Raw genomic sequence first — 24,500 nt, forward strand, 5'->3', positions numbered from 1 at the left:
CGCCGGGGCGGTGCTGGCCGGTGGCCTGTCCCTGCTCGGCATCGACGCTCCAGAGCATCTGTAGAACGCCCCGCCAAGAACGCCCCGACACAAACGCCCCGCCAAGAAACGCCCCGATAAGAAAGCCCAGAACGAAGATGAGCCGTTCCGCACACCCCGCCGGCCCCCGTCACGCCGACGTCCTGCCGGAGGGGCATTACAGCGCCCCGCCCGCCGACCTGAACACGCTGGACAGGAAGGTGTGGGCGCAGACGGTGGAGAGGGACGAGGACGGAGTCCTCACCGTCGGCGGCATCCCGGCGACGCGCATCGCCGAGGAGTTCGGCACCCCGGTGTACGTCCTGGACGAGACGGACTTCCGGGCCAGGGCAAGGGCCTGGCGCACGGCGTTCGGCCCCGAAGCGGACGTCTTCTACGCAGGCAAGGCGTTCCTGTCGAGGGCGGTCGTGCGCTGGCTGCACGAGGAGGGCCTGAACCTCGACGTCTGCTCGGGCGGCGAACTGGCGACGGCCCTGTCCGCGGGGATGCCAGCGGAGCGCATCGCGCTGCACGGCAACAACAAGTCCGTGCAGGAGATCCGCCGGGCGATCGAGGCCGGGGTGGGCCGGATCGTGCTGGACTCCTTCCAGGAGATCGTCCGCGTCGCGCACATCGCGAGGGACCTCGGCAGGCGTCAGAAGGTGCAGATCCGGATCACGGTCGGCGTCGAGGCCCACACGCACGAGTTCATCGCGACGGCCCACGAGGACCAGAAGTTCGGCATCCCGCTGGCCGGCGGCCAGGCCGCCGAGGCCGTACGCCGCGCGCTCCAGCTCGACAGTCTGGAGCTGATCGGCGTGCACAGCCACATCGGCTCGCAGATCTTCGACATGTCCGGCTTCGAGGTCGCCGCGCGCCGGGTCGTCGGCCTGCTGAAGGAGATCCGCGACGAGCACGGCGTACAGCTCCCGGAGATCGACCTCGGCGGCGGCCTCGGCATCGCGTACACCAGCGACGACGACCCCCGCGAGCCGCACGAGATCGCGAAGGCGCTCAACGAGATCGTCACCCGCGAGTGCGAGGCGGCGGCCCTCAGCACGCCGCGCATCTCCGTCGAGCCGGGCCGCGCGATCGTCGGCCCGACCGCGTTCACGCTGTACGAGGTCGGCACCCTGAAGCCGCTGGACGGCCTGCGGACGTACGTCTCCGTGGACGGCGGCATGTCGGACAACATCCGCACCGCGCTGTACGACGCCGAGTACAGCGTCGCCCTCGTCTCGCGGACGTCCGACGCCGAGCCGATGCTGTCGCGCGTGGTCGGCAAGCACTGCGAGAGCGGGGACATCGTCGTGCGGGACGCGTTCCTGCCGGCCGACCTGGCGCCGGGCGACCTGCTCGCCGTACCGGCGACGGGCGCGTACTGCCGGTCGATGGCGAGCAACTACAACCACGTGCCGAGGCCCCCGGTGGTGGCGGTCGCGGACGGGCGGGCGAGGGTCATCGTGCGCCGGGAGACAGAGGAAGATCTTCTGAGGCTCGACGTCGGCTGACGATCACGGGAGAATCTCCTGTCGGAACCGCTCAGGGACATGAAATAGACGTCTCACGATCCGGACCCGGGGCAAAACCCGCGGTTCGGTGGGTGAGACTGGTCGAACCGTAGACCGTATGAGGAAACGAGGTCGCATGATGCGTACGCGTCCGCTGAAGGTGGCGCTGCTGGGCTGTGGAGTCGTCGGCTCAGAGGTGGCCCGCATCATGACGACGCACGCCGACGACCTCGCCGCGAGGATCGGCGCCCCCGTGGAACTGGCCGGGGTCGCCGTGCGCCGCCCGAGCAGGGTCCGCGACGGCATCGACCCGGCGCTGGTCACGACGGACGCGACCGCGCTCGTCAAACGCGGCGACATCGACGTCGTCGTCGAGGTCATCGGCGGCATCGAACCGGCCCGCACCCTCATCACGACCGCCTTCGAGCACGGCGCCTCGGTCGTCTCGGCGAACAAGGCGCTCCTCGCGCAGGACGGCGCGGCGCTGCACGCGGCGGCGCAGGAGCACGGCCGCGACCTGTACTACGAGGCGGCCGTCGCCGGCGCGATCCCGCTGATCCGCCCGCTGCGCGAGTCGCTGGCCGGCGACAAGGTCAACCGCGTGCTCGGCATCGTCAACGGCACGACGAACTTCATCCTCGACAAGATGGACTCGACCGGCGCCGGCTACCAGGAAGCGCTCGACGAGGCCACCGCCCTCGGGTACGCGGAAGCCGACCCGACCGCCGACGTCGAGGGCTTCGACGCCGCCGCCAAGGCCGCGATCCTCGCCGGGATCGCCTTCCACACCCGCGTGCGCCTCGACGACGTCTACCGCGAGGGCATGTCCGAGGTGACCGCGGCGGACTTCGCCTCCGCGAAGAACATGAACTGCACGATCAAGCTGCTGGCGATCTGCGAGCGCGCCGCCGACGGCGGCTCGGTCACCGCGCGCGTCCACCCGGCGATGATCCCGCTCTCCCACCCGCTCGCCTCCGTGCGCGGCGCCTACAACGCCGTCTTCGTCGAGTCCGACGCGGCCGGCCAGCTCATGTTCTACGGCCCCGGCGCGGGCGGCGCGCCCACCGCCTCGGCCGTGCTCGGCGACCTCGTCGCCGTGTGCCGCAACCGGCTCAGCGGGGCGACGGGGCCCGGCGAGTCGGCGTACGCGGCCCTGCCGGTGTCGCCCATGGGCGATGTCGTGACGCGGTACCACATCAGCCTCGACGTGGCGGACAAACCGGGTGTTCTCGCCCAGGTCGCGACCGTGTTCGCCGAGCACGGGGTGTCGATCGATACCGTTCGTCAGCAAGGACGACAAGACAGTGCCGGCGAGGCGTCTCTCGTCGTCGTCACCCACCGCGCGTCCGACGCCGCCCTCAGCGGGACCGTCGAGGCGCTGCGCAAGCTCGACACTGTCCGCGGTGTCGCCAGCATCATGCGGGTTGAAGGAGAGTAACCAGCAATGACCCACCAGTGGCGCGGAATCATCGAGGAGTACCGGGACCGGCTGCCCGTCTCCGCCGGCACGCCGGTCGTGACGCTCCGCGAGGGCGGCACGCCCCTCGTCCCCGCGCAGGTGCTCTCCGAGCGCACCGGCTGCGAGGTCCACCTCAAGGTCGAGGGCGCGAACCCGACGGGGTCCTTCAAGGACCGCGGCATGACCATGGCCATCTCCAAGGCCAAGGAGGAGGGCGCGCAGGCCGTCATCTGCGCCTCCACCGGCAACACGTCGGCCTCCGCCGCCGCGTACGGGGTGCGCGCGGGCATGGTCTCCGCCGTCCTCGTGCCGCGCGGCAAGATCGCGCTCGGCAAGATGGGCCAGGCCCTCGTGCACGGCGCGAAGATCCTCCAGGTCGACGGCAACTTCGACGACTGCCTCACCCTGGCCCGCGACCTGAGCGACAACTACCCTGTCGCGCTGGTCAATTCGGTCAACCCGGTGCGCATCGAGGGCCAGAAGACCGCCGCCTTCGAGATCGTCGACATGCTCGGCGACGCCCCCGACATCCACGTCCTCCCGGTCGGCAACGCGGGCAACATCACCGCGTACTGGAAGGGCTACAAGGAGTACGCCGCCGACGGCGTTGCCTCCCGCACGCCCCGCATGTGGGGGTTCCAGGCGTCCGGCTCCGCGCCGATCGTGCGCGGCGAGGTCGTCAAGGACCCCTCGACGATCGCGACGGCGATCCGCATCGGCAACCCCGCCTCCTGGGAGTACGCGCTCGCCGCGCGCGAGGAGTCCGGCGGGTTCATCGACGAGGTGACGGACCGCGAGATCCTGCGCGCCTACCGGCTGCTGGCCGCACAGGAGGGCGTCTTCGTCGAGCCCGCCTCCGCCGCCTCCGTCGCCGGCCTCCTCAAGGCCGCCGAGCAGGGCAAGGTCGACCCCGGCCAGCGCATCGTCTGCACCGTCACCGGCAACGGCCTCAAGGACCCCGACTGGGCGGTCGCGGGCGCCCCGCAGCCGCTCACGGTCCCCGTCGACGCCGCCGCCGCCGCGCAGAACCTCGGTCTCGTCTAGGGGTTCCCCCGTCAGGGGTGCACAGGGGGCTTACGACACGCATCGTGCGCCTCCTGTGCGCCCTATGTCGCCACAGAACCTTCCTTCGATAGGCTGTAGTGAACCCGCCCGCTGCATATGCACTACGGATGCCGGGCTGCCGCGCCGTCGCCGCAGCCCCGGGGGGTCTCACCGCACGTCAGTCCCCGAACGTCGACATCGCCGCACGGCAATCGACAGTTCCGCAGCTCAAGGAGTTCATCGAGCGATGGCCGGTCCCGCTTTCCGCGCCGCCGCCGTCCGGGTGCGCGTCCCCGCCACCAGCGCCAACCTCGGGCCCGGCTTCGACGCCTTCGGCCTCGCGCTGGGGCTCTACGACGACGTCGTCGTCCGGGTGGCCGACTCCGGGCTGCACATCGACATCGCCGGAGAGGGCGGTGAAACCCTCCCGCGCGACGAGAGCCACCTCCTCGTCCGGGCCATGCGCACCGCCTTCGACGCCCTCGGCGGACAGCCGCGCGGCCTGGAGATCGTCTGCGCCAACCGCATCCCGCACGGCCGCGGCCTCGGCTCCTCCTCCGCCGCGATCTGCGCCGGCATCGTCGCCGCCCGCGCCGTGACCATAGGCGGCGAATCCCGCCTCGACAGCGCCGCGCTGCTCGAACTCGCCACCGAGATCGAGGGCCACCCCGACAACGTCGCGGCCTGCCTGCTCGGCGGCTTCACCCTTTCCTGGATGGACGGCGGCGCCGCCCGCGCGATCCGTACCGAGCCCGCCGATTCCATCGTTCCGGTGGTTTTCGTGCCCGCGAAGCCGCTCCTCACCGAGACCGCGCGCGGACTGCTCCCGCGCACCGTCCCGCACGTCGACGCCGCCGCCAACGCGGGCCGTGCCGCCCTGCTCGTCGAGGCCCTCACCCGGCGCCCCGAGCTGCTGCTGCCCGCCACCGAGGACCGCCTCCACCAGGAGTACCGCGCCCCCGCGATGCCGGAGAGCGCCGCGCTCGTGGAGCGGCTGCGCGCCGACGGCATTCCCGCCGTGATCTCCGGCGCGGGACCCACCGTGATGGCGCTGGCCGACGCGGAATCGGCCGACAAGGTCGAGGCGTCGGCGGGCGCGGACTGGGCCGCCAACCGGCTGGGCCTGGACCTTCAGGGGGCGAGCGTATTGCCGCTCGCACCCGCCGGCGACCTTCACGCATAAGGCATCGCGTGAATCGTCGCCGGATTTCGAGAGGGGGAATGTTTGTTGGATCCGGTAGTGTTAACCTCAAGTCTGCACCCGACCCCACCATGGCGAGGTGCTTCACGTCCCCGTCCGGGACAGACATTCTTCCGGGAGCTCCCCAAGCCGCATTGCGTTCCGTACCACGCACCTGGGCAGTGCGCTGTACATCGACGCTGAGTGGCCCACAGGGCACGCTCCGGAACAGGTGCGACCTCTGATCTGTCGGGGGAGCGCCATCACCAGAAATCTCATCCGCCGCTCCGGCGGATTACCGCCCCGGCTCCGTCCATACCAAAGGGACAGGAACCGGACAGCACAACCGGTCGCCGAGCCAGACAGGCCGACGTCCGCTCCAGGGAAGGACCCTTCGTGAGCGACACCACCGATCTGATGGGCGCACGTGTCGAGGAGACCGCTGCCGCGCCCGCCACGGACGCCTCCGCGCCTGCCGCCGGTGCCGGCTCCCGGCGGCGCCGCGGTACCGGCCTCGAAGGCATGGTGCTGGCAGAGCTTCAGCAGGTCGCATCCGGCCTCGGTATCAAGGGCACCGCGCGGATGCGCAAGAGCCAGCTGATCGACGTCATCAAGGAGGCGCAGGCCGGCTCGGGCGCCGCCGCCCCGCAGGCCGAGGCGCCCGCCGAGAAGCCCAAGCGCCGCGCCACCTCCCGCGCCCGTACGGCCGAGGAGGCGCCGGCCGTCAAGGCCGAGGCGCCCGCCGCCGAGCAGGCCCAGCAGCAGATCGACATCCCCGGCCAGCCGGCCGGTGACGCGCCCGTCGAGCGCCGTGGCCGCCGCCGCGCCACCGCCGAGGCCGGCGCCCCCGTGGCCGCCGCGCCCGTCGAGACGGTCGCCGTCGAGGCGAAGACCGAGCCCCGGGCCGAGACGCCCGTCGCCGAGCGCCCGCAGGCCGACGCGGGTGACGGCGAGGGCCGCCGCCAGGGCCGCCGCGAGCGCGGTCGCGACCGCGGCGAGCGGGGCGAGCGCGGGGACCGTGCCGACCGGGGCGACCGTGCCGACCGGGGTGACCGGCGCGGCAAGAGCGACGACCAGCAGGGCCAGGGCCGCCAGGAGCGCCAGCCGCGCCAGGACCGGCAGGAGCAGGGCGGCCGTCAGGACCGCCAGCAGCGCGACAACGGCCCGCGCCTCGACGAGGACGACGACTTCGACGGTGGCCGCCGTGGCCGCCGGGGCCGCTACCGGGACCGCCGCGGGCGTCGCGGGCGCGACGAACTCGGCGCCCCCGAGCCGCAGTTGGCCGACGACGACGTCCTGATCCCGGTCGCGGGCATCCTCGACATCCTCGACAACTACGCCTTCATCCGCACCTCGGGCTACCTGCCCGGCCCCAACGACGTGTACGTCTCCCTCGCCCAGGTCCGCAAGAACGGCCTGCGCAAGGGCGACCACGTCACCGGCGCGGTCCGCCAGCCCAAGGACGGCGAGCGGCGCGAGAAGTTCAACGCGCTCGTGCGGCTCGACTCCACCAACGGCATGGCGCCCGAACACGGCCGTGGCCGCCCGGAGTTCAACAAGCTGACGCCGCTGTACCCGCAGGACCGGCTCCGCCTGGAGACCGACCCGGGTGTGCTGACCACGCGGATCATCGACCTCGTGTCGCCGATCGGCAAGGGCCAGCGCGGGCTGATCGTGGCCCCGCCGAAGACCGGCAAGACCATGATCATGCAGGCCATCGCCAACGCGATCACGCACAACAACCCCGAGTGCCACCTGATGGTCGTCCTCGTCGACGAGCGTCCCGAAGAGGTCACCGACATGCAGCGGTCGGTGAAGGGCGAGGTCATCTCCTCGACCTTCGACCGGCCCGCCGAGGACCACACGACCGTCGCCGAGCTCGCCATCGAGCGCGCCAAGCGGCTGGTCGAGCTGGGCCACGACGTCGTCGTCCTGCTCGACTCCATCACGCGTCTGGGCCGTGCCTACAACCTCGCGGCGCCGGCCTCCGGGCGCATCCTGTCCGGTGGTGTCGACTCGACCGCCCTCTACCCCCCGAAGCGCTTCTTCGGCGCCGCGCGCAACATCGAGGACGGCGGCTCGCTGACCATCCTCGCGACCGCGCTCGTCGACACCGGGTCCCGCATGGACGAGGTGATCTTCGAGGAGTTCAAGGGCACCGGCAACATGGAGCTCAAGCTCGACCGGAAGCTCGCCGACAAGCGGATCTTCCCGGCCGTCGACGTCGACGCGTCCGGTACCCGCAAGGAAGAGATCCTGCTCGGCAACGAGGAGCTGGCGGTCGTCTGGAAGCTGCGCCGGGTGCTGCACGCGCTCGACCAGCAGCAGGCGATCGAGCTGCTCCTCGACAAGATGAAGCAGACGAAGTCGAACGCCGAGTTCCTGATGCAGATCCAGAAGACGACGCCGGGCAACGGCAGCGACTGACGTCTGCCGGCGGTTCCTGGGAACGGTCACCCCCTGGTCACGGGGGGTGACCGTTTTTCTGTCTTTTTCCTGCGTTTTTGATCGACTCTGGCGACTTGTGCAACCCTGTCCGGAGTTTCCCCGTCTGATCTGGCGGAGTGATGATGAGACGAGGCAGAAGAGAGCCGAGGAGACATGTCCGCCGAGAGCACGCCTGACATACCGGGGAACAGCCACCGCAAGCCCAGGAGGCGGCGGGGTCCGGTGGTCGCGGCGTGGGTCGCCGGGGGGATCCTCGTCCTCGGGGGGACCGGGGCGGGATTCCTCTACTTCAAGCTCAACGGCAACATCAAGAGCGTCGACATCGACCAGGCGCTCGGTACGGACCGGCCCGCCAAGGCCGACAACGGGTCCGAGAACATCCTCGTCCTCGGGTCCGACTCGCGGTCCGGGGCCAACAAGAAGCTCGGCGGGGGCACCGACGACGGCAGCGCCCGCTCGGACACGGCGATGATCGTCCACGTCTACGAGGGGCACAAGAAGGCCAGCGTCGTCTCCGTGCCCCGCGACACCCTCGTCGACCGGCCCGCCTGCACGGACGCCCGCGGGGTCACCCACGATGCCGCGCACGGGGTGATGTTCAACACCGCGTACACCACCGGCGGGGCGGCCTGTGCGGTCAAGACCGTCGAGTCGATCACGAACCTGCGGATGGACCACTACCTCGAAGTCGACTTCTCCGGGTTCGAGAAGCTGATCGACGAACTGGGCGGGGTGCGGGTCACGACCACCAAGGCGATCAGCGACAAGGACAGCCACCTGAACCTGGCGGCGGGCACGCACCGCCTCAACGGCGAGCAGGCCCTCGGTCTCGTCCGCACCCGCCACGGCGTCGGCGACGGCTCCGATCTCGGCCGCATCCAGCTTCAGCAGGCGTTCATCAAAGCCCTGGTCAACCAGGTCGGCTCGATCGGCCTCTTCACGAGCCCCACAAAGCTGTACGACCTCGCGGACACGGCCACGAAGGCGGTCACGACCGACTCCGACCTCGGCTCGGTCAACTCCCTGATGTCCTTCGCCAACGGCCTGAAGAGCATCAGCTCCTCCAACATGACGATGGTCACCATGCCCGTCCAGTACGACCCCGCGAACCCGAACCGGGTGATCATCGCCGAGACGAAGGCCCACCAGGTCTGGACAGCCCTGAAAACCGACCAGCCGATCCCGAAGACGGCTACGGAGGGAACGGCGACGGGGGAGGCCAACGGGGTGGTGACTTCCTCGTGAGGGCACCCGCACTCGCCCCCCGGGAATAGTTCACCCCCACCCCCGGTTTGGGCGTATGGCACCAGTCCTGGCAGACTGGTACGTCGGCCCCGGTTCACGCCCCGCAGCCGCGGAAGCGACCCGGTGCCCTCCCGTAAATCTAGGAGAATCCCTTGAAGCGCGACATCCACCCCGCGTACGTCGAGACGCAGGTCAGCTGCACCTGCGGCGCGTCGTTCACGACTCGCAGCACCATCGAGTCCGGCACCATCCGTGCGGACGTCTGCTCCGAGTGCCACCCGTTCTACACGGGCAAGCAGAAGATCCTCGACACCGGTGGCCGTGTGGCCCGCTTCGAGGCCCGCTTCGGCAAGGCCGCCGCAGGCTCCAAGAAGTAGCGAGCCCCTCTTCGCCGGTCCACGGCAGCGCTCCCGCCAGGGGGTGCTCCCGGGACCGGCGTTTTTGGTCGCCGCCCACTTCACCGTCGTAGGAATCACAGGAGCCCAAGATGTTCGAGGCCGTCGAGGAACTGGTCACGGAACACGCCGAGCTGGAGACGACGCTCGCCGACCCGGCGGTCTTCGCCGACCAGGCGAACGCGCGCAAGCTGAACAAGCGCTACGCCGAGCTGACCCCGATCGTCGCGACGTACCGCTCCTGGAAGCAGACCGGCGACGACATCGGGACGGCGAAGGAACTGGCCGCCGACGACCCGGACTTCGCGGCCGAGGTCAAGGAGCTGGAGAAGCAGCGCGAGGAGCTGACGGAGAAGCTGCGCCTGCTGCTCGTCCCGAGGGACCCCTCGGACGACAAGGACGTCATCCTGGAGATCAAGGCGGGCGCGGGCGGCGACGAGTCGGCGCTGTTCGCCGGCGACCTGCTGCGGATGTACCTGCGGTACGCGGAGCGCGTCGGCTGGAAGACCGAGATCATCGACGCCACCGAGTCGGAGCTGGGCGGCTACAAGGACGTCCAGGTCGCCGTGAAGACCAAGGGCGGCAACGGCGCCACCGAGCCCGGTCAGGGCGTGTGGGCGCGGCTGAAGTACGAGGGCGGCGTGCACCGCGTCCAGCGTGTCCCGGCCACCGAGTCGCAGGGCCGTATCCACACCTCCGCCGCCGGTGTCCTCGTGACGCCCGAGGCCGAGGAGGTCGACGTCGAGATCAACCCGAACGACCTGCGCATCGACGTCTACCGCTCCTCGGGCCCCGGCGGCCAGTCCGTCAACACCACCGACTCCGCCGTACGCATCACGCACATCCCCACCGGCGTCGTAGCCTCCTGTCAGAACGAGAAGAGCCAGTTGCAGAACAAGGAGCAGGCGATGCGTATCCTGCGCTCCAGGCTGCTCGCCGCCGCTCAGGAGGAGGCGGAGCGGGAGGCCGCGGACGCCCGGCGCAGCCAGGTGCGGACCGTCGACCGCTCCGAGAAGATCCGTACGTACAACTTCCCGGAGAACCGCATCTCCGACCACCGCGTCGGCTTCAAGTCGTACAACCTGGACCAGGTCCTGGACGGCGACCTCGACGCGGTCATCCAGGCCTGCGTCGACGCGGACTCGGCGGCGAAGCTCGCGGCCGCGTAAGACCCTGACGAAAACCGGAGGACTCGCGTGAACCTGCTGCTCGCCGAGGTGGCCCAGGCCACCCAGCGGCTGGCCGACGCCGGTGTGCCCTCGCCGCGCACCGACGCGGAGGAGCTCGCCGCGTTCGTGCACGCGGTGAAGCGCGGCGAACTGCACTCCGTGAAGGACTCCGACTTCGACGCCCGCTACTGGGAGGCCATCGCCCGGCGCGAGCAGCGCGAGCCGCTCCAGCACATCACCGGGCGCGCCTACTTCCGGTACCTGGAACTCCAGGTCGGGCCCGGGGTGTTCGTGCCCCGGCCCGAGACCGAGTCCGTCGTCGGCTGGGCCATAGACGCCGTGCGCGCGATGGACGTCGTCGAGCCGACCATCGTCGACCTGTGCACCGGCTCCGGCGCGATCGCCCTCGCCCTCGCCCAGGAGGTGCCGCGCTCCAAGGTGCACGCCGTGGAGCTGTCCGAGGACGCGCTCGTGTGGACCCGCAAGAACATGGCCGGCTCGCGCGTCGACCTGCGCCAGGGCAACGCGCTCGACGCGTTCCCCGACCTCGACGGCCAGGTCGACCTCGTCATCACCAACCCGCCGTACATCCCGCTCACCGAGTGGGAGTACGTCGCCCCCGAGGCCCGCGACTACGACCCCGAGCTGGCGCTCTTCTCCGGCGAGGACGGCCTCGACCTCATCCGGGGCCTGGAGCGCACCGCGCACCGGCTGCTGCGGCCCGGCGGTGTCGTCGTCGTCGAGCACGCGGACACGCAGGGCGGGCAGGTGCCGTGGATCTTCACCGAGGAACTCGGCTGGGCCGACGCCGCCGACCACCCCGACCTCAACAACCGCCCCCGCTTCGCGACCGCACGCCGGGCGATGCCGTGACGGTCACCGATGCCGGGACGACCCCTTCCCCTTCGCATTCGTACGTATTCGAGCTGGAGGCTTGCTAGACATGGCACGGCGATACGACACCAACGACGCGACCGACCGCACGACCGGTCTGCGCGAGGCCGCGTCCGCCGTCCGCCGGGGCGAGCTGGTCGTGCTGCCCACCGACACGGTGTACGGGATCGGCGCCGACGCGTTCTCCTCCGAGGCCGTGGCGGAACTCCTCGACGCGAAGGGGCGGGGCCGCAGCATGCCCACGCCCGTGCTCATCGGCTCGCCCAACACGCTGCACGGGCTCGTCACCGACTTCTCCGAACTGGCCTGGGAACTCGTCGACGCGTTCTGGCCCGGCGCGCTGACGCTCGTCGCCCGGCATCAGCCGTCCCTCCAGTGGGACCTCGGGGACACCCGGGGGACCGTCGCCGTGCGGATGCCGCTGCACCCCGTCGCCATCGAGCTGCTCACCGAGGTCGGGCCCATGGCCGTGTCCTCCGCCAACCTCACCGGGCATCCCGCGCCGGAGAACTGCGACGAGGCCCAGGGCATGCTCGGCGACTCCGTCTCCGTCTACCTCGACGGCGGGCCCACGCCCGGGAACGTGCCCTCCTCCATCGTCGACGTCACCCGTGAGGTGCCCGTCCTGCTGCGCGAGGGGGCCATCACCGCGGAGGAGCTGCGGAAGGTCGTACCCGATCTTGAGGTGGCGAATTGACGGGGCCCGGGTGCGGCGTCCTCCCGGCCGGGCTGGGGGGCACCCCATGCCGGGCATAGGCGGTGGGGAGTCGGCCGCCGAGATCACGACGACGTTCGGGTTCCCCCGGGACAGTTTCCGGATCCTGCACGTCAGCACCGGGAACGTGTGCCGCTCGCCCATCACCGAGCGCCTCACCCGGCACTTCGTCGCCGAGCGGCTCGGGATCCTCGGGGGCGGGCTCATCGTCGAGAGCGCCGGGACGTGGGGGCACGAGGGGGCGCCCATGGAGGCCAACGCGGAGGCCGTGCTCGCCGAGTTCGGGGCGGACGCCTCCGGGTTCACCGGGCGGGAACTGCTCGACGAGCACGTGATCCGGGCCGACCTGGTGCTGACCGCCACCCGGGACCACCGGGCCCAGGTCATCTCCATGGGCCACTCCGCCGGGCTGCGCACCTTCACGCTGAAGGAGTTCACCCGGCTCGTGCGGGCCATAGACCCGGCGACGCTGCCCTCCCTGGACGAGGGCGTCGTCATGCGCGCCCGCGCGCTCGTACGGGCCGCCGCGGCCCTGCGCGGGTGGCTCCTCGCGCCCACCGCCGAGGCGGACGAGGTGCACGATCCGTACGGGGCTCCGCTGCCGTTCTTCCGGTCCATCGGGGACGAGATACACCAGGCGCTCGACCCTGTGGTGACCGCGCTCACGGGGGTGCCGGCGCGGATGTAGGCGCGGGGGTTTCGGCCTACATTGGGGGTACGTCCGCTTCGAGGCTCGGAGCCTGCCATGGTCGTTTCCCTGTCGGGACCGGAGAGCGATGTCCTGCTGCGGCAGGATCCCGAGATCGCCGAGGTACTGATGGGGGAGCGGCGCAGGCAGGCTTCCGGGCTGCAACTCGTCGCCGCCGAGAACTTCTGTTCGCCCGCCGTGCTGGCCGCGCTGGGTTCCGTGCTCGCCAACAAGTACGCCGAGGGCTATCCGGGGGCCCGGCACCACGGCGGGTGCGAGATCGTCGACGTCGCCGAGCGGGTCGCCGTGGAGCGGGCGAAGGCGCTGTTCGGCGCGGGCCACGCGAACGTGCAGCCCCATTCGGGCTCCTCGGCCGTCCTGGCCGCGTACGCCGCCCTGCTGCGGCCCGGTGACACCGTGCTCGCGCTCGGGCTGCGGGACGGCGGGCACCTGACGCACGGGTCGCCCGTCAACTTCTCGGGGCGCTGGTTCTCTTTCGTGTCGTACGGGGTCGACGCCTCGACGGGGTTCGTGGATTACGACGCCGTGCGGGAGCTGGCCCGTGAGCACCGGCCGAAGGCGATCGTGTGCGGTTCCATCGCCTATCCGCGCCACCTCGACTACGGGTTCTTCCGGGAGGTCGCCGACGAGGTGGGGGCGTATCTGATCGCCGACGCCGCCCATCCCATCGGGCTCGTCGCCGGAGGGGTCGCGCCGAGTCCTGTGCCGTACGCCGATGTGGTGTGCGCGACCACGCACAAGGTGCTGCGGGGGCCCCGGGGCGGGATGGTGCTGTGCGGGGAGGAGCTGGCGGAACGGGTCGACCGGGCTGTTTTCCCGTTCACGCAAGGAGGGGCCCAGATGCATACGGTCGCCGCCAAGGCGGTGGCGTTCGGGGAGGCCGCGGGGCCCGGGTTCGCCGGGTACGCGCGGCAGGTGGTCGCCAACGCGCGGGTGCTGGCGGCGGGGCTGGCCGCCGAGGGGATGCGGGTCGTCACCGGGGGCACGGACACCCATCTGATCGTCGTCGATCCGTCGCCGCTGGGGGTCGACGCGAAGGCCGCGCGGGGGCGGCTGGCGGCTGCCCGGGTGATTCTGGACTGCTGTGTTCTGCCGGGGGGCGGTGGGCGCGGGCTGCGGCTGGGGACCGCCGCCGTGACCACGCAGGGGATGGGCGAGGCCGACATGGCCCGGGTCGCCGTACTGCTCGCGGGGGTCGTGCGCGGTGAGGTGACGGCGCGGAGAGGGTGTGAGGAAGTGGAGGAGCTGGTCCGGGAACGGCCGCCGTATCCGGACTGAACGGACGGTCCGGGGCACACGTACAAGGGACCGCACAGCCGGACGTGCAACCATCGTGGCTACCCGGATGTCCCTACCCGTATGCGCTCGTCGCTAGGGTGTGGGGCTGAGATGGCCAGCGAGACCTGTGGGGAAGCCCGTGCGTGAATACCTGCTGACGCTCTGCATCACGGCCGCGGTGACGTATCTGCTGACCGGGCCGGTGCGGAAGTTCGCGATCGTGGCCGGGGCGATGCCGGAGATCCGGGCGCGTGACGTGCACCGGGAACCGACTCCGCGGCTCGGTGGGATCGCGATGTTCTTCGGGCTGTGCGCGGGGCTGCTGGTCGCGGACCACCTGACCAACCTCAACGAGGTGTTCGAGCAGTCGAGCGAGCCCCGGGCCCTGCTGTCGGGGGCCGCGCTGATCTGGCTGATCGGGGTGCTAGACGACAAGTTCGAGATCGACGCGCTGATCAAGCTCGGCGCGCAGATGATCGCCGCCGGTGTCATGGTCGTCCAGGGGCTCACGATCCTCTGGCTGCCGATCCCGTTCGTGGGAACCGTCGCGTTGACGCAGTGGCAGGGCACCCTGCTGACGGTCGCCCTGGTCGTCATCACGATCAACGCCGTGAACTTCGTGGACGGCCTCGACGGCCTCGCGGCCGGCATGGTGTGCATCGCCGCCGCCGCGTTCTTCATGTACGCCTACCGGATCTGGTACTCGTACGGCATCGAGGCCGCCGCCCCGGCGACGCTGTTCTCGGCGATCCTGATGGGCATGTGCCTGGGCTTCCTGCCGCACAACATGCACCCGGCGCGGATCTTCATGGGCGACTCGGGGTCGATGCTGATCGGGCTGATCCTGGCGGCGGGCGCGATCTCGATCACGGGCCAGGTGGACCCGGACGCGATGAAGCTGTACGTCGGGTCCGAGCGCGACGCCGTCCACCAGATGGTGCCGGTGTACATCCCGCTGCTGATGCCGCTGACGATCATCGCGATCCCCGCGGCCGACCTGATCCTCGCGATCGTCCGGCGGACCTGGCGCGGCCAGTCGCCGTTCGCGGCGGACCGGGGGCACCTGCACCACCGCCTGCTGGAGGTCGGCCACTCGCACAGCCGGGCCGTGCTGATCATGTACTTCTGGTCGGCGCTGATCGCGTTCGGGGCGCTGGCCTACTCCGTCAACTCGGCATCGATGTGGATCGTCCTCGGCGTCGCGGCGCTGAGCGCGGTCGGCCTGGTCCTGTTGCTGCTGCCCCGCTTCACCCCGCGCGCCCCGCTGTGGGCCCAGGCCTTCCTCCCGCCCCGCTACCGGCGCCGCAGGGCCGTTCCGACGCCTCTGCCGGTGGCGGCGGAGACGGAGGAGCGCACGCCTGTGGGCGCGGGGGCCGGCGTCAACGGGGCTACCGCTGTGGGGGGCCGTACCCGGCTCCCCCGAAGGTGAGAACGTTCCGAGCGGGGTCGCGCTCAAAGTAAGAATCTGACTAGAGCATTGCCAAGTCGTGGGGGAAGCTAGAGGGTGCGAAGGGTGCAATACCAGACAAGCTCCCCCGGTTTTCGCTCAGACGCGCGCTTTCACTCTCATGTGTGACGCTGAGCACCCCTTCGAGGTAAAGACCTCATCAAATAGTTTGTGATACGGTTCACGAGAACCCCGGACAGAGCCGAAGGACCGCAGTGCGACGGTCCGAAGGTCTGAGGTCTCACCCCCTCGAACCGGGACTACGCTCGTCCATGACGACACCCCTTCCCCACTTTTTTGAACGCGGAGTTGCCGCCATGCCGTCCAACGACGTCCGGATTTTGGCCCAGGCCGCTGTGCCCACAGCCGCCGCCGGTGCGATCGCCGCCGTGGTGAGCGGCGTGGTCGCGGGCGGCAAGGGTGCCATCGGGGCGGTCGTCGCGACGGTCGTGGTGGTCCTCTTCATGGGGATCGGGCTGTACGTGCTCCAGCGCACGGCCAAAACGCTTCCGCATCTCTTCCAGTCCATGGGCCTGATGCTCTACGCGGCGCAGATCCTGCTGCTCTTCGTCTTCATGGCCATGTTCAAGAACACCACCCTGTTCAACCCCCGGGCCTTCGCCATCACGCTCGTCGTCGCCACCCTCGCGTGGATCGCGGCTCAGACGCGTGCCCACATGAAAGCCAAGATCCTCTACGTCGAGCCCGAAAAATCGGGGCACTCGTCGTGAGAGGTAGGGGTGGGATAAAGACGTACGACAGATCCTGCTATCGTCCGGTGCCAACTGCGGCATCGCGGGCGCGGGCATTCGAGCTGACGCCTGTTCATTCGCGAGGCGAGATGCCCCTGAGCCGCCCCCACATCCGTAACACCAGTCCCGTGCCGAACGGCGGCCCCGTGCCGCGCCGACACAACGAGGTTGCCGTACCTATGCGCCACGACGAAGGAGCCCGCGGTGAGTGCTGACCCGACGCAGACGCTCGCTTTCGACACGAGCTGTCACCTGTTCGACGGGTGTGGTTTCGACACGGTCGCTCCGGGCCTTCACTCGTTCCTGTTCAAGCCGCTCTTCGGCGACGCGGACAGCAACCTGTACTTCAACAAGACGATGCTGCTGGCGCTGCTCGGCTCGATCATCATCGTCGGCTTCTTCTGGGCCGCCTTCGCGAAGCCGAAGGTCGTCCCGGGCAAGCTGCAGATGGTCGCCGAGGCCGGTTACGACTTCATCCGGCGCGGTGTCGTCTACGAGACGATCGGCAAGAAGGAGGGCGAGAAGTACGTACCTCTCATCGTCTCCCTCTTCTTCTTCATCTGGATCATGAACCTGTGGTCGATCATCCCGGTCGCCCAGTTCCCGGTCACCGCGATCATCTCCTACCCCGCGGTCCTCGCCGGACTCGTCTACATCCTCTGGGTCTCGCTGACCTTCAAGCGGCACGGCTTCGTCGGTGCCTTCAAGAACTTCAGCGGCTACGACAAGTCCCTCGGCGCGGTCCTGCCGCTGTCGATGTCCATCGAGCTCCTCTCGAACCTGATCGTGCGCCCCTTCACGCACGCGGTCCGGCTCTTCGCGAACATGTTCGCGGGCCACACCCTGCTGCTGCTCTTCACGATCGCCAGCTGGTACATGCTCAACGGCATCGGCATCGCCTACTCCGGCGTGTCGTTCGTGATGGTCATCGTGATGACGGCCTTCGAGCTCTTCATCCAGGCCGTCCAGGCGTACGTCTTCGTCCTGCTGACCTGCACCTTCATCCAGGGCGCGCTCGCCGAGCACCACTGAGCACAGCCCGCTTCGAACCCCCCAAAGCACCCGGTGGCCAACCCCCACCGGACCTTGAAAGAGAAGGAAGAACCGGACATGTCCGCTCTCCAGACCCTCGCCGAAGTCAAGATCCAGGGCAACCTCGGCTCCATCGGTTACGGTCTCGCCGCAATCGGCCCGGGCGTCGGCGTCGGCATCATCTTCGGTAACGGCACCCAGGCGCTCGCCCGCCAGCCCGAAGCGGCCGGCCTGATCCGCGCCAACCAGATCCTCGGCTTCGCCTTCTGTGAGGCGCTCGCGCTGATCGGTCTGGTCATGCCGTTCGTTTACCCGGCCTCCTGACCTGATCCGTCGGACCGCCCCTTTCGACGAAAGGCACTGATATGAGCCCTCTGGTTCTCATGGCGGCTGAGGAGGCGGAAAACCCCCTCATCCCGCCGATCCCCGAGCTCGTCATCGGCCTCATCGCCTTCGTCATCGTCTTCGGCTTCCTCGCCAAGAAGCTCCTCCCGAACATCAACAAGGTTCTGGAAGAGCGCCGCGAGGCCATCGAGGGCGGTATCGAAGACGCGCAGGCCATGCAGCAGGAGGCCCAGAGCGTCCTGGAGCAGTACAAGGCCCAGCTCGACGAGGCCCGTCACGAGGCCGCCCGGCTGCGCCAGGAGGCGCAGGAGCAGGGCGCCACGCTGATCGCCGACATGCGCGCCGAGGGCCAGCGCCAGCGCGAGGAGATCGTCGCCGCCGGCCACGCGCAGATCGCGGCCGACCGCAAGGCGGCCTCCTCCGCGCTGCGCCAGGACGTCGGCAAGCTCGCCACCGACCTGGCCGGCAAGCTCGTCGGCGAGTCCCTCGAGGACCACGCCCGGCAGAGCCGCGTCATCGACCGCTTCCTCGATGATCTTGAGGAGAAGGCCGAGGCATCGCGATGAACGGAGCCAGCCGCGAGGCCCTGGCCGCCGCACGGGAGCGCCTCGACGCGCTGACCGACGCCACGTCGGTCGACGCGAGCGCGCTCGCCGGTGAGCTGGCGTCCGTGACCGCACTGCTCGACCGCGAGGTCGGCTTGCGTCGGGTCCTCACCGACCCGGCGCAGTCCGGCGAGGCCAAGGCCGCGCTCGCCGCGCGCCTGCTCGGTGACCGGATCAGCGGCCCCGCCGCCGACCTGGTGGCCGGACTGGTCCGCGCCCGCTGGTCGCAGTCCCGCGACCTGGTGGACGCGCTGGAGGAGCTGGCGAACATCGCCGACCTCACCGCAGCGCAGAAGGCGGGCAGGCTCGACAGCGTCGAGGACGAACTGTTCCGCTTCGGACGGATCGTCTCCTCCTCCACCGAGCTGCGCGCCGCGCTGACCGATCGGAAGGCCACCGCCGCGGCCAAGAGCGAGCTGCTCGGCAGCCTGCTCGCCCGCCGTGCGGACGCGGCCACCGAACGGCTGGTGACGCGCCTGGTGACCGCGCCGCGTGGCCGTAGCCTGGAATCGGGCCTGGAGGCCCTCTCCAAGCTCGCCGCCGAGCGCCGGGACCGGATCGTCGCCGTCGTCACCTCGGCGGTCCCGCTGAGCGACGGCCAGAAGCAGCGCCTCGGCGCCGCCCTCGCCAAGCTCTACGGCCGCCAGATGCACCTCAACCTCGACGTCGACCCCGAGGTCGTCGGCGGGATCCGGGTGCAGGTCGGTGACGAAGTCATCAACGGCTCGGTCGCGGACCGCATCGAGGACGCCGCCCGCCGCATGGCGAGCTAGCAGTAACAAAGCCGTACAGAGTACGCAATACGGCCCGAGTTGGGCCGTGCAAGAGGATTCACCTCGTTCAGGGGGGAGTCCGAAGTCGAGACATCCCCCCAAAGTGAAACTTCGGGCCCAACAAGGAGAGCAGGGAACCCAGATGTCGGAGCTCACGATCCGGCCGGAGGAGATCCGGGACGCGCTGGAGACCTTCGTCCAGTCGTACCAGCCGGACGCGGCCTCGCGCGAGGAGGTCGGTACGGTCACCCTTGCCGGCGACGGCATCGCGAAGGTCGAAGGCCTCCCCTCGGCCATGGCCAACGAACTGCTGAAGTTCGAGGACGGCACCCTCGGCCTCGCGCTGAACCTCGAAGAGCGCGAGATCGGCGCCATCGTCCTCGGCGAGTTCAGCGGCGTCGAGGAGGGCCAGCCGGTGCACCGCACCGGAGAGGTCCTGTCCGTCGCGGTCGGCGAGGGCTACCTCGGCCGCGTCGTCGACCCGCTCGGCAACCCGATCGACGGCCTCGGCGAGATCGAGACGTCCGGCCGCCGCGCCCTGGAGCTCCAGGCTCCCGGCGTCATGGCCCGTAAGTCGGTCCACGAGCCGATGGAGACCGGCTACAAGGCCGTCGACGCGATGACCCCGATCGGCCGCGGCCAGCGCCAGCTGATCATCGGCGACCGCCAGACCGGCAAGACCGCCCTGGCCGTCGACACGATCATCAACCAGCGCGACAACTGGCGCTCCGGCGACCCGAAGAAGCAGGTCCGCTGCGTCTACGTCGCCATCGGCCAGAAGGGCTCGACCATCGCCTCCGTGCGTGGCGCCCTCGAAGAGGCCGGCGCGCTGGAGTACACGACCATCGTCGCCGCCCCCGCGTCCGACCCGGCCGGCTTCAAGTACCTGGCGCCGTACACCGGTTCCGCCATCGGCCAGCAGTGGATGTACGAGGGCAAGCACGTCCTCATCATCTTCGACGACCTGTCGAAGCAGGCCGACGCCTACCGCGCCGTCTCCCTGCTGCTGCGCCGCCCGCCGGGCCGCGAGGCCTACCCGGGTGACGTCTTCTACCTGCACTCCCGTCTCCTGGAGCGCTGCGCGAAGCTCTCCGACGACCTGGGCGCCGGCTCGATGACCGGTCTGCCGATCGTCGAGACCAAGGCGAACGACGTCTCGGCGTTCATCCCGACCAACGTCATCTCCATCACCGACGGCCAGTGCTTCCTGGAGTCGGACCTGTTCAACGCCGGTCAGCGCCCCGCGCTGAACGTCGGTATCTCCGTCTCCCGAGTCGGTGGTTCCGCGCAGCACAAGGCGATGCGCCAGGTCTCCGGGCGCCTCCGCCTCGACCTCGCCCAGTACCGCGAGCTGGAGGCGTTCGCCGCCTTCGGTTCCGACCTGGACGCCGCGTCGAAGGCCCAGCTGGAGCGTGGTTCGCGCCTGGTCGAGCTGCTGAAGCAGGCCCAGTACCAGCCGATGGCCACCGAGGACCAGGTCGTCTCCATCTGGGCCGGCACCAACGGCAAGATGGACGAGGTCCCGGTCGCCGACATCCGCCGCTTCGAGAAGGAGCTGCTGGAGTACCTGCACCGCAAGGAGCAGGGCCTCATGACCTCCATCAAGGAGGGCGCCAAGATGTCGGACGACACCATCCAGGCGATCGACGACGCCATCGCGGAGTTCAAGAAGCAGTTCGAGACCGCGGACGGCAAGCTGCTCGGCGAAGACTCCGCCGCCAAGTGACGTAAGGAAGGGACCTGACTCATGGGAGCCCAGCTCCGGGTCTACAAGCGTCGCATCCGATCCGTCACCGCGACCAAGAAGATCACCAAGGCGATGGAGATGATCGCCGCCTCGCGCGTCGTCAAGGCGCAGCGCAAGGTGGCGGCCTCCGCGCCGTACGCGACCGAGCTGACGCGCGCGGTCACGGCGGTCGGGACCGGTTCGAACACGAAGCACCCGCTGACCACGCAGGCCGAGACCGTCGTACGGTCCGCGGTCCTGCTGCTGACCAGCGACCGCGGACTGGCCGGCGCCTTCAACTCCAACGCCATCAAGGCGGCGGAGCAGCTCACGGCGAAGCTCCAGGCCGAGGGCAAGGAGGTCGACACGTACATCGTCGGCCGCCGAGGTGTCGCGCACTACAACTTCCGTGAGCGCAAGATCGCGGACTCGTGGTCGGGCTTCACGGACGAACCGACGTACGCGGACGCCAAGAACGTCGCGGCGCCGCTGATCGAGGCGATCGAGAAGGACACGGCGGACGGCGGGGTGGACGAGATCCACATCGTGTTCACCGAGTTCGTCTCGATGATGACGCAGTCGGCGCTCGACGACCGTCTGCTGCCGCTCAGCCTCGACGAGACGGCGGGCTCGGGCGAGTCCAAGCAGGGCGAGATCCTTCCCCTGTACGACTTCGAGCCCTCGGCGGAGGACGTCCTCGACGCCCTGCTGCCGCGCTATGTGGAGAGCCGCGTCTACAACGCGCTGCTCCAGTCGGCGGCTTCGAAGCACGCGGCGACGCGGCGTGCGATGAAGTCGGCCACCGACAACGCGGGTGAGCTGATCGAGACGCTCTCCCGCCTTGCCAACGCGGCCCGCCAGGCCGAAATCACCCAGGAAATCAGCGAGATCGTCGGTGGCTCCGCAGCCCTGGCCGACGCGACCGCGGGGAGTGACCGCTAATGACCACCACTGTTGAGACCGCGACGGCCACGGGCCGTATCGCCCGGGTCATCGGCCCGGTCGTCGACGTGGAGTTCCCCGTCGACGCCATGCCCGACATCTACAACGCGCTGCACGTCGAGGTCGCCGACCCGGCCGAGGACGGCGCGAAGAAGACGCTGACCCTGGAGGTCGCCCAGCACCTGGGTGACGGCCTGGTCCGCACCATCTCGATGCAGCCCACCGACGGCCTGGTCCGCCAGGCCCCGGTGACCGACACGGGCACGGGTATCTCCGTCCCCGTCGGTGACTTCACCAAGGGCAAGGTGTTCAACACCCTCGGCGAGGTCCTGAACGCCGACGAGCAGTACGAGGGCGAGCGCTGGTCCATCCACCGCAAGGCCCCCAACTTCGACGAGCTCGAGTCGAAGACCGAGATGTTCGAGACCGGCGTCAAGGTCATCGACCTGCTGACCCCGTACGTCAAGGGCGGCAAGATCGGTCTGTTCGGTGGTGCCGGCGTCGGCAAGACGGTGCTCATCCAGGAGATGATCTACCGCGTCGCCAACAACCACGACGGTGTCTCCGTGTTCGCCGGTGTCGGTGAGCGCACCCGTGAGGGCAACGACCTCATCGAGGAGATGGCCGACTCGGGCGTCATCGACAAGACCGCCCTCGTCTTCGGCCAGATGGACGAGCCCCCGGGCACCCGTCTGCGCGTGGCCCTCGCCGGTCTGACCATGGCGGAGTACTTCCGCGATGTGCAGAAGCAGGACGTGCTGTTCTTCATCGACAACATCTTCCGCTTCACGCAGGCCGGTTCCGAGGTGTCGACCCTCCTCGGCCGTATGCCGTCCGCGGTGGGTTACCAGCCGAACCTGGCCGACGAGATGGGTCTCCTCCAGGAGCGCATCACCTCGACCCGCGGTCACTCGATCACCTCGATGCAGGCGATCTACGTCCCCGCGGACGACCTGACCGACCCGGCCCCGGCCACCACCTTCGCCCACCTCGACGCGACGACGGTGCTCTCCCGTCCGATCTCCGAGAAGGGCATCTACCCGGCCGTGGACCCGCTGGACTCCACGTCCCGGATCCTGGACCCCCGCTACATCGCGGCGGACCACTACAACACCGCGATGCGCGTCAAGACGGTCCTCCAGAAGTACAAGGACCTCCAGGACATCATCGCGATCCTCGGTATCGACGAGCTGGGCGAGGAGGACAAGCTCACCGTCCACCGCGCCCGTCGCGTGGAGCGCTTCCTGTCCCAGAACACCCACGTCGCCAAGCAGTTCACCGGCGTCGACGGGTCGGACGTGCCGCTGGACGAGTCGATCGCCGCGTTCAACGCGATCATCGACGGCGACTACGACCACTTCCCGGAGCAGGCGTTCTTCCTCTGCGGTGGCATCGAGGACCTGAAGGCCAACGCCAAGGAGCTGGGCGTCTCCTGAGCTTGATGCTCTGAAGGGGGGCGGGTGCGTCCCGCCCCCCTTCGTACGCCCACTAGACTTGTAACCAACACCCGGCAGGACCGCCGGGTGGTGACCCGAGGAGCCAACCTTGGCTGCTGAGCTGCACGTCGCGCTGGTCGCGGCCGACCGAGAGGTCTGGTCGGGCGACGCGACTCTCGTCGTCGCGCGCACCACGTCCGGCGACATCGGCGTCATGCCCGGTCACCAGCCGCTGCTCGGTGTGCTGGAGTCGGGCCCGGTGACCATCCGTACGAGTGACGGCGGGACCGTCGTCGCCGCGGTGCACGGCGGATTCATCTCGTTCGCCGACAACAAGCTGTCGCTGCTGGCGGAGGTCGCCGAGCTGTCGGACGAGATCGACGTCCAGCGCGTCGAGCGGGAGCTGGAGCGCGCGAAGGCCGAGGGGGACGCCGCCGCCGAGCGGCGCGCCGAGGTCCGACTGCGCGCGGCGGCCACGCATTGATCGCAGCGCCCATGTGATGCCAGTCACTCAGCCGCGGCCGGCCCGGAGCGATCCGGTGCCGGTCGCGGCTGTGGCAGATCTGGATGTTTTTTCCGTTCCGTTACCAATCGCCGAACCGCATTTCGGTACGTAGGAGACGAGGAGGTCGGTGTCGATGGTCCTCGCTCTGACTGTGTGCGGAATCGTCGTGGCCCTCGTGGTGCTGGGTCTGTTCGTCTTCGGCCTGCGCCGCAGACTGATCCAGCGCTCGGGCGGCACGTTCGACTGTTCGCTGCGCTGGGACGTGCCCGAGAAACCCGACCCCAGCGGAAAAGGCTGGTCCTACGGCGTCGCCCGCTACAGCGGGGACAGCGTCGAGTGGTACCGCGTCTTCTCCTACGCCTACCGGCCGCGCCGCGTCCTGGAGCGCTCGGCGATCGAGGTCGCCGGCCGCCGCCTCCCCGAGGGCGAGGAGGAGCTGGCGCTGCTGTCCGACGCGGTGGTCCTCGCCTGCACGCACCGCGGGACGCGCCTCGAACTCGCGATGAGCGAGGACGCGCTGACCGGTTTCCTCNNGCCGACCAGGCCGGTCGGCGGGCAGGTCGTCTTGAGGACCTTGTAGTCCTCGACGCCCGCTTCGTACGTGCCCGGCGCGGCGCCCGTCGCGGTGCCGCCCGGGGTGGAGCTGGTGACTCCGGTCCAGCCCCGGCCGTAGAAGCCGACGCCTACGAGGAGCTTGTTCGCGGGGACGCCCTTCGCGCGGTACTTGGCGATGGCGTCGGCCGTGGTGAAGCCCTGCTGCGGGATGCCGGGGTAGGCGTACAGGGGGGAGTGGGGGGCCGTGGGGCCCTGGGCGGTGAAGGCGCCGAAGAAGTCGTACGTCATGACGTTGTACCAGTCGACGTACCGGGCCG

General features: G+C 69.7%; 23 protein-coding genes and 1 pseudogene. 23 read left to right on the top strand and 1 reads right to left on the bottom strand.

The window, feature by feature from the left end:
* Positions 1-137: 137 nt before the first annotated feature.
* The 23 genes from lysA to AOK24_RS15170 form a co-directional block, all read left to right on the top strand.
* Entirely contained in the window at positions 138-1,529 is a 1,392-nt protein-coding gene (lysA, locus tag AOK24_RS15060; protein WP_055720577.1) for a diaminopimelate decarboxylase, read from the top strand.
* A gap of 139 nt (positions 1,530-1,668) precedes the next feature.
* A complete protein-coding gene (locus AOK24_RS15065; protein ID WP_055720599.1) occupies positions 1,669-2,967 on the top strand; it encodes a homoserine dehydrogenase in 1,299 nt (432 codons plus the stop codon).
* Between the two features lie 6 nt (positions 2,968-2,973).
* Entirely contained in the window at positions 2,974-4,032 is a 1,059-nt protein-coding gene (gene thrC / locus AOK24_RS15070) for a threonine synthase (protein WP_055720578.1), read from the top strand.
* A 247-nt stretch (positions 4,033-4,279) separates the two neighbouring features.
* Positions 4,280-5,215 carry a homoserine kinase gene (gene thrB, locus AOK24_RS15075; protein WP_055720579.1) on the top strand — a complete coding sequence of 312 codons (936 nt, stop codon included), beginning with the start codon at positions 4,280-4,282 and terminating at the stop codon, positions 5,213-5,215.
* A gap of 393 nt (positions 5,216-5,608) precedes the next feature.
* Complete coding sequence (rho, locus tag AOK24_RS15080) at positions 5,609-7,639, top strand: transcription termination factor Rho (protein WP_055720580.1); 2,031 nt, start codon at positions 5,609-5,611, stop codon at positions 7,637-7,639.
* 174 nt (positions 7,640-7,813) lie between these two features.
* Positions 7,814-8,905: an LCP family protein gene (locus tag AOK24_RS15085; RefSeq protein WP_055720581.1), complete on the top strand. Its 1,092-nt coding sequence runs from the start codon at positions 7,814-7,816 to the stop codon at positions 8,903-8,905.
* A 152-nt stretch (positions 8,906-9,057) separates the two neighbouring features.
* Positions 9,058-9,282, top strand: coding sequence for a 50S ribosomal protein L31 (gene rpmE / locus AOK24_RS15090; protein ID WP_055720582.1), 225 nt, complete (start codon positions 9,058-9,060; stop codon positions 9,280-9,282).
* 110 nt (positions 9,283-9,392) lie between these two features.
* A complete protein-coding gene (gene prfA, locus AOK24_RS15095; protein ID WP_055720583.1) occupies positions 9,393-10,469 on the top strand; it encodes a peptide chain release factor 1 in 1,077 nt (358 codons plus the stop codon).
* Between the two features lie 27 nt (positions 10,470-10,496).
* Complete coding sequence (gene prmC, locus AOK24_RS15100) at positions 10,497-11,342, top strand: peptide chain release factor N(5)-glutamine methyltransferase (protein WP_055720584.1); 846 nt, start codon at positions 10,497-10,499, stop codon at positions 11,340-11,342.
* Between the two features lie 70 nt (positions 11,343-11,412).
* Positions 11,413-12,060 carry an L-threonylcarbamoyladenylate synthase gene (locus tag AOK24_RS15105; protein WP_055720585.1) on the top strand — a complete coding sequence of 216 codons (648 nt, stop codon included), beginning with the start codon at positions 11,413-11,415 and terminating at the stop codon, positions 12,058-12,060.
* Positions 12,061-12,106: 46 nt separating this feature from the next.
* The gene (locus AOK24_RS15110; protein ID WP_055720586.1) at positions 12,107-12,766 is read left to right on the top strand and encodes an arsenate reductase/protein-tyrosine-phosphatase family protein; all 660 of its coding nucleotides are present in this window, start codon (positions 12,107-12,109) and stop codon (positions 12,764-12,766) included.
* 57 nt (positions 12,767-12,823) lie between these two features.
* Positions 12,824-14,065 carry a serine hydroxymethyltransferase gene (locus AOK24_RS15115; protein ID WP_055720587.1) on the top strand — a complete coding sequence of 414 codons (1,242 nt, stop codon included), beginning with the start codon at positions 12,824-12,826 and terminating at the stop codon, positions 14,063-14,065.
* A 139-nt stretch (positions 14,066-14,204) separates the two neighbouring features.
* On the top strand, positions 14,205-15,494 hold the full coding sequence (locus tag AOK24_RS15120; RefSeq protein WP_055720588.1) for an MraY family glycosyltransferase: 1,290 nt from the start codon (positions 14,205-14,207) through the stop codon (positions 15,492-15,494).
* A 335-nt stretch (positions 15,495-15,829) separates the two neighbouring features.
* On the top strand, positions 15,830-16,243 hold the full coding sequence (locus AOK24_RS15125; protein ID WP_055720589.1) for a Cg1360 family ATP-synthase-associated protein: 414 nt from the start codon (positions 15,830-15,832) through the stop codon (positions 16,241-16,243).
* A 225-nt stretch (positions 16,244-16,468) separates the two neighbouring features.
* Positions 16,469-17,296: a F0F1 ATP synthase subunit A gene (gene atpB, locus AOK24_RS15130; protein WP_055720590.1), complete on the top strand. Its 828-nt coding sequence runs from the start codon at positions 16,469-16,471 to the stop codon at positions 17,294-17,296.
* Positions 17,297-17,374: 78 nt separating this feature from the next.
* Positions 17,375-17,620: an ATP synthase subunit c family protein gene (locus AOK24_RS15135; protein ID WP_055720591.1), complete on the top strand. Its 246-nt coding sequence runs from the start codon at positions 17,375-17,377 to the stop codon at positions 17,618-17,620.
* 41 nt (positions 17,621-17,661) lie between these two features.
* Positions 17,662-18,207 carry a F0F1 ATP synthase subunit B gene (locus AOK24_RS15140; RefSeq protein WP_055720592.1) on the top strand — a complete coding sequence of 182 codons (546 nt, stop codon included), beginning with the start codon at positions 17,662-17,664 and terminating at the stop codon, positions 18,205-18,207.
* Entirely contained in the window at positions 18,204-19,019 is an 816-nt protein-coding gene (locus tag AOK24_RS15145; RefSeq protein WP_055720593.1) for a F0F1 ATP synthase subunit delta, read from the top strand. Before AOK24_RS15140 ends, AOK24_RS15145 begins: the two co-directional genes overlap by 4 nt.
* A gap of 142 nt (positions 19,020-19,161) precedes the next feature.
* Positions 19,162-20,745, top strand: a complete 1,584-nt coding sequence (gene atpA / locus AOK24_RS15150; protein ID WP_055720594.1) for a F0F1 ATP synthase subunit alpha — start codon at positions 19,162-19,164, stop codon at positions 20,743-20,745.
* A 21-nt stretch (positions 20,746-20,766) separates the two neighbouring features.
* Positions 20,767-21,687 (top strand): F0F1 ATP synthase subunit gamma, encoded by a 921-nt coding sequence (locus tag AOK24_RS15155; RefSeq protein ID WP_055720595.1) that lies wholly within the window; start codon positions 20,767-20,769, stop codon positions 21,685-21,687.
* The gene (gene atpD / locus AOK24_RS15160; protein WP_055720596.1) at positions 21,687-23,123 is read left to right on the top strand and encodes a F0F1 ATP synthase subunit beta; all 1,437 of its coding nucleotides are present in this window, start codon (positions 21,687-21,689) and stop codon (positions 23,121-23,123) included. The genes AOK24_RS15155 and atpD overlap by 1 nt, the downstream gene beginning before the upstream one ends.
* A gap of 109 nt (positions 23,124-23,232) precedes the next feature.
* Positions 23,233-23,607: a F0F1 ATP synthase subunit epsilon gene (locus tag AOK24_RS15165; RefSeq protein WP_055720597.1), complete on the top strand. Its 375-nt coding sequence runs from the start codon at positions 23,233-23,235 to the stop codon at positions 23,605-23,607.
* Positions 23,608-23,761: 154 nt separating this feature from the next.
* A partial coding sequence (locus AOK24_RS15170) for a DUF2550 domain-containing protein (protein WP_159051877.1) occupies positions 23,762-24,160 on the top strand: 399 nt, incomplete at its 3' end.
* Between the two features lie 2 nt (positions 24,161-24,162).
* On the opposite strand, the pseudogene AOK24_RS45880 reads toward AOK24_RS15170, so the two are convergent.
* Positions 24,163-24,500: pseudogene (locus AOK24_RS45880) on the bottom strand (glycosyl hydrolase family 18 protein); the annotation flags it as partial.

It is taken from the genome of Streptomyces niveiscabiei (assembly GCF_001419795.1).
Classification (GTDB): Bacteria; Actinomycetota; Actinomycetes; order Streptomycetales; family Streptomycetaceae; genus Streptomyces; species Streptomyces niveiscabiei.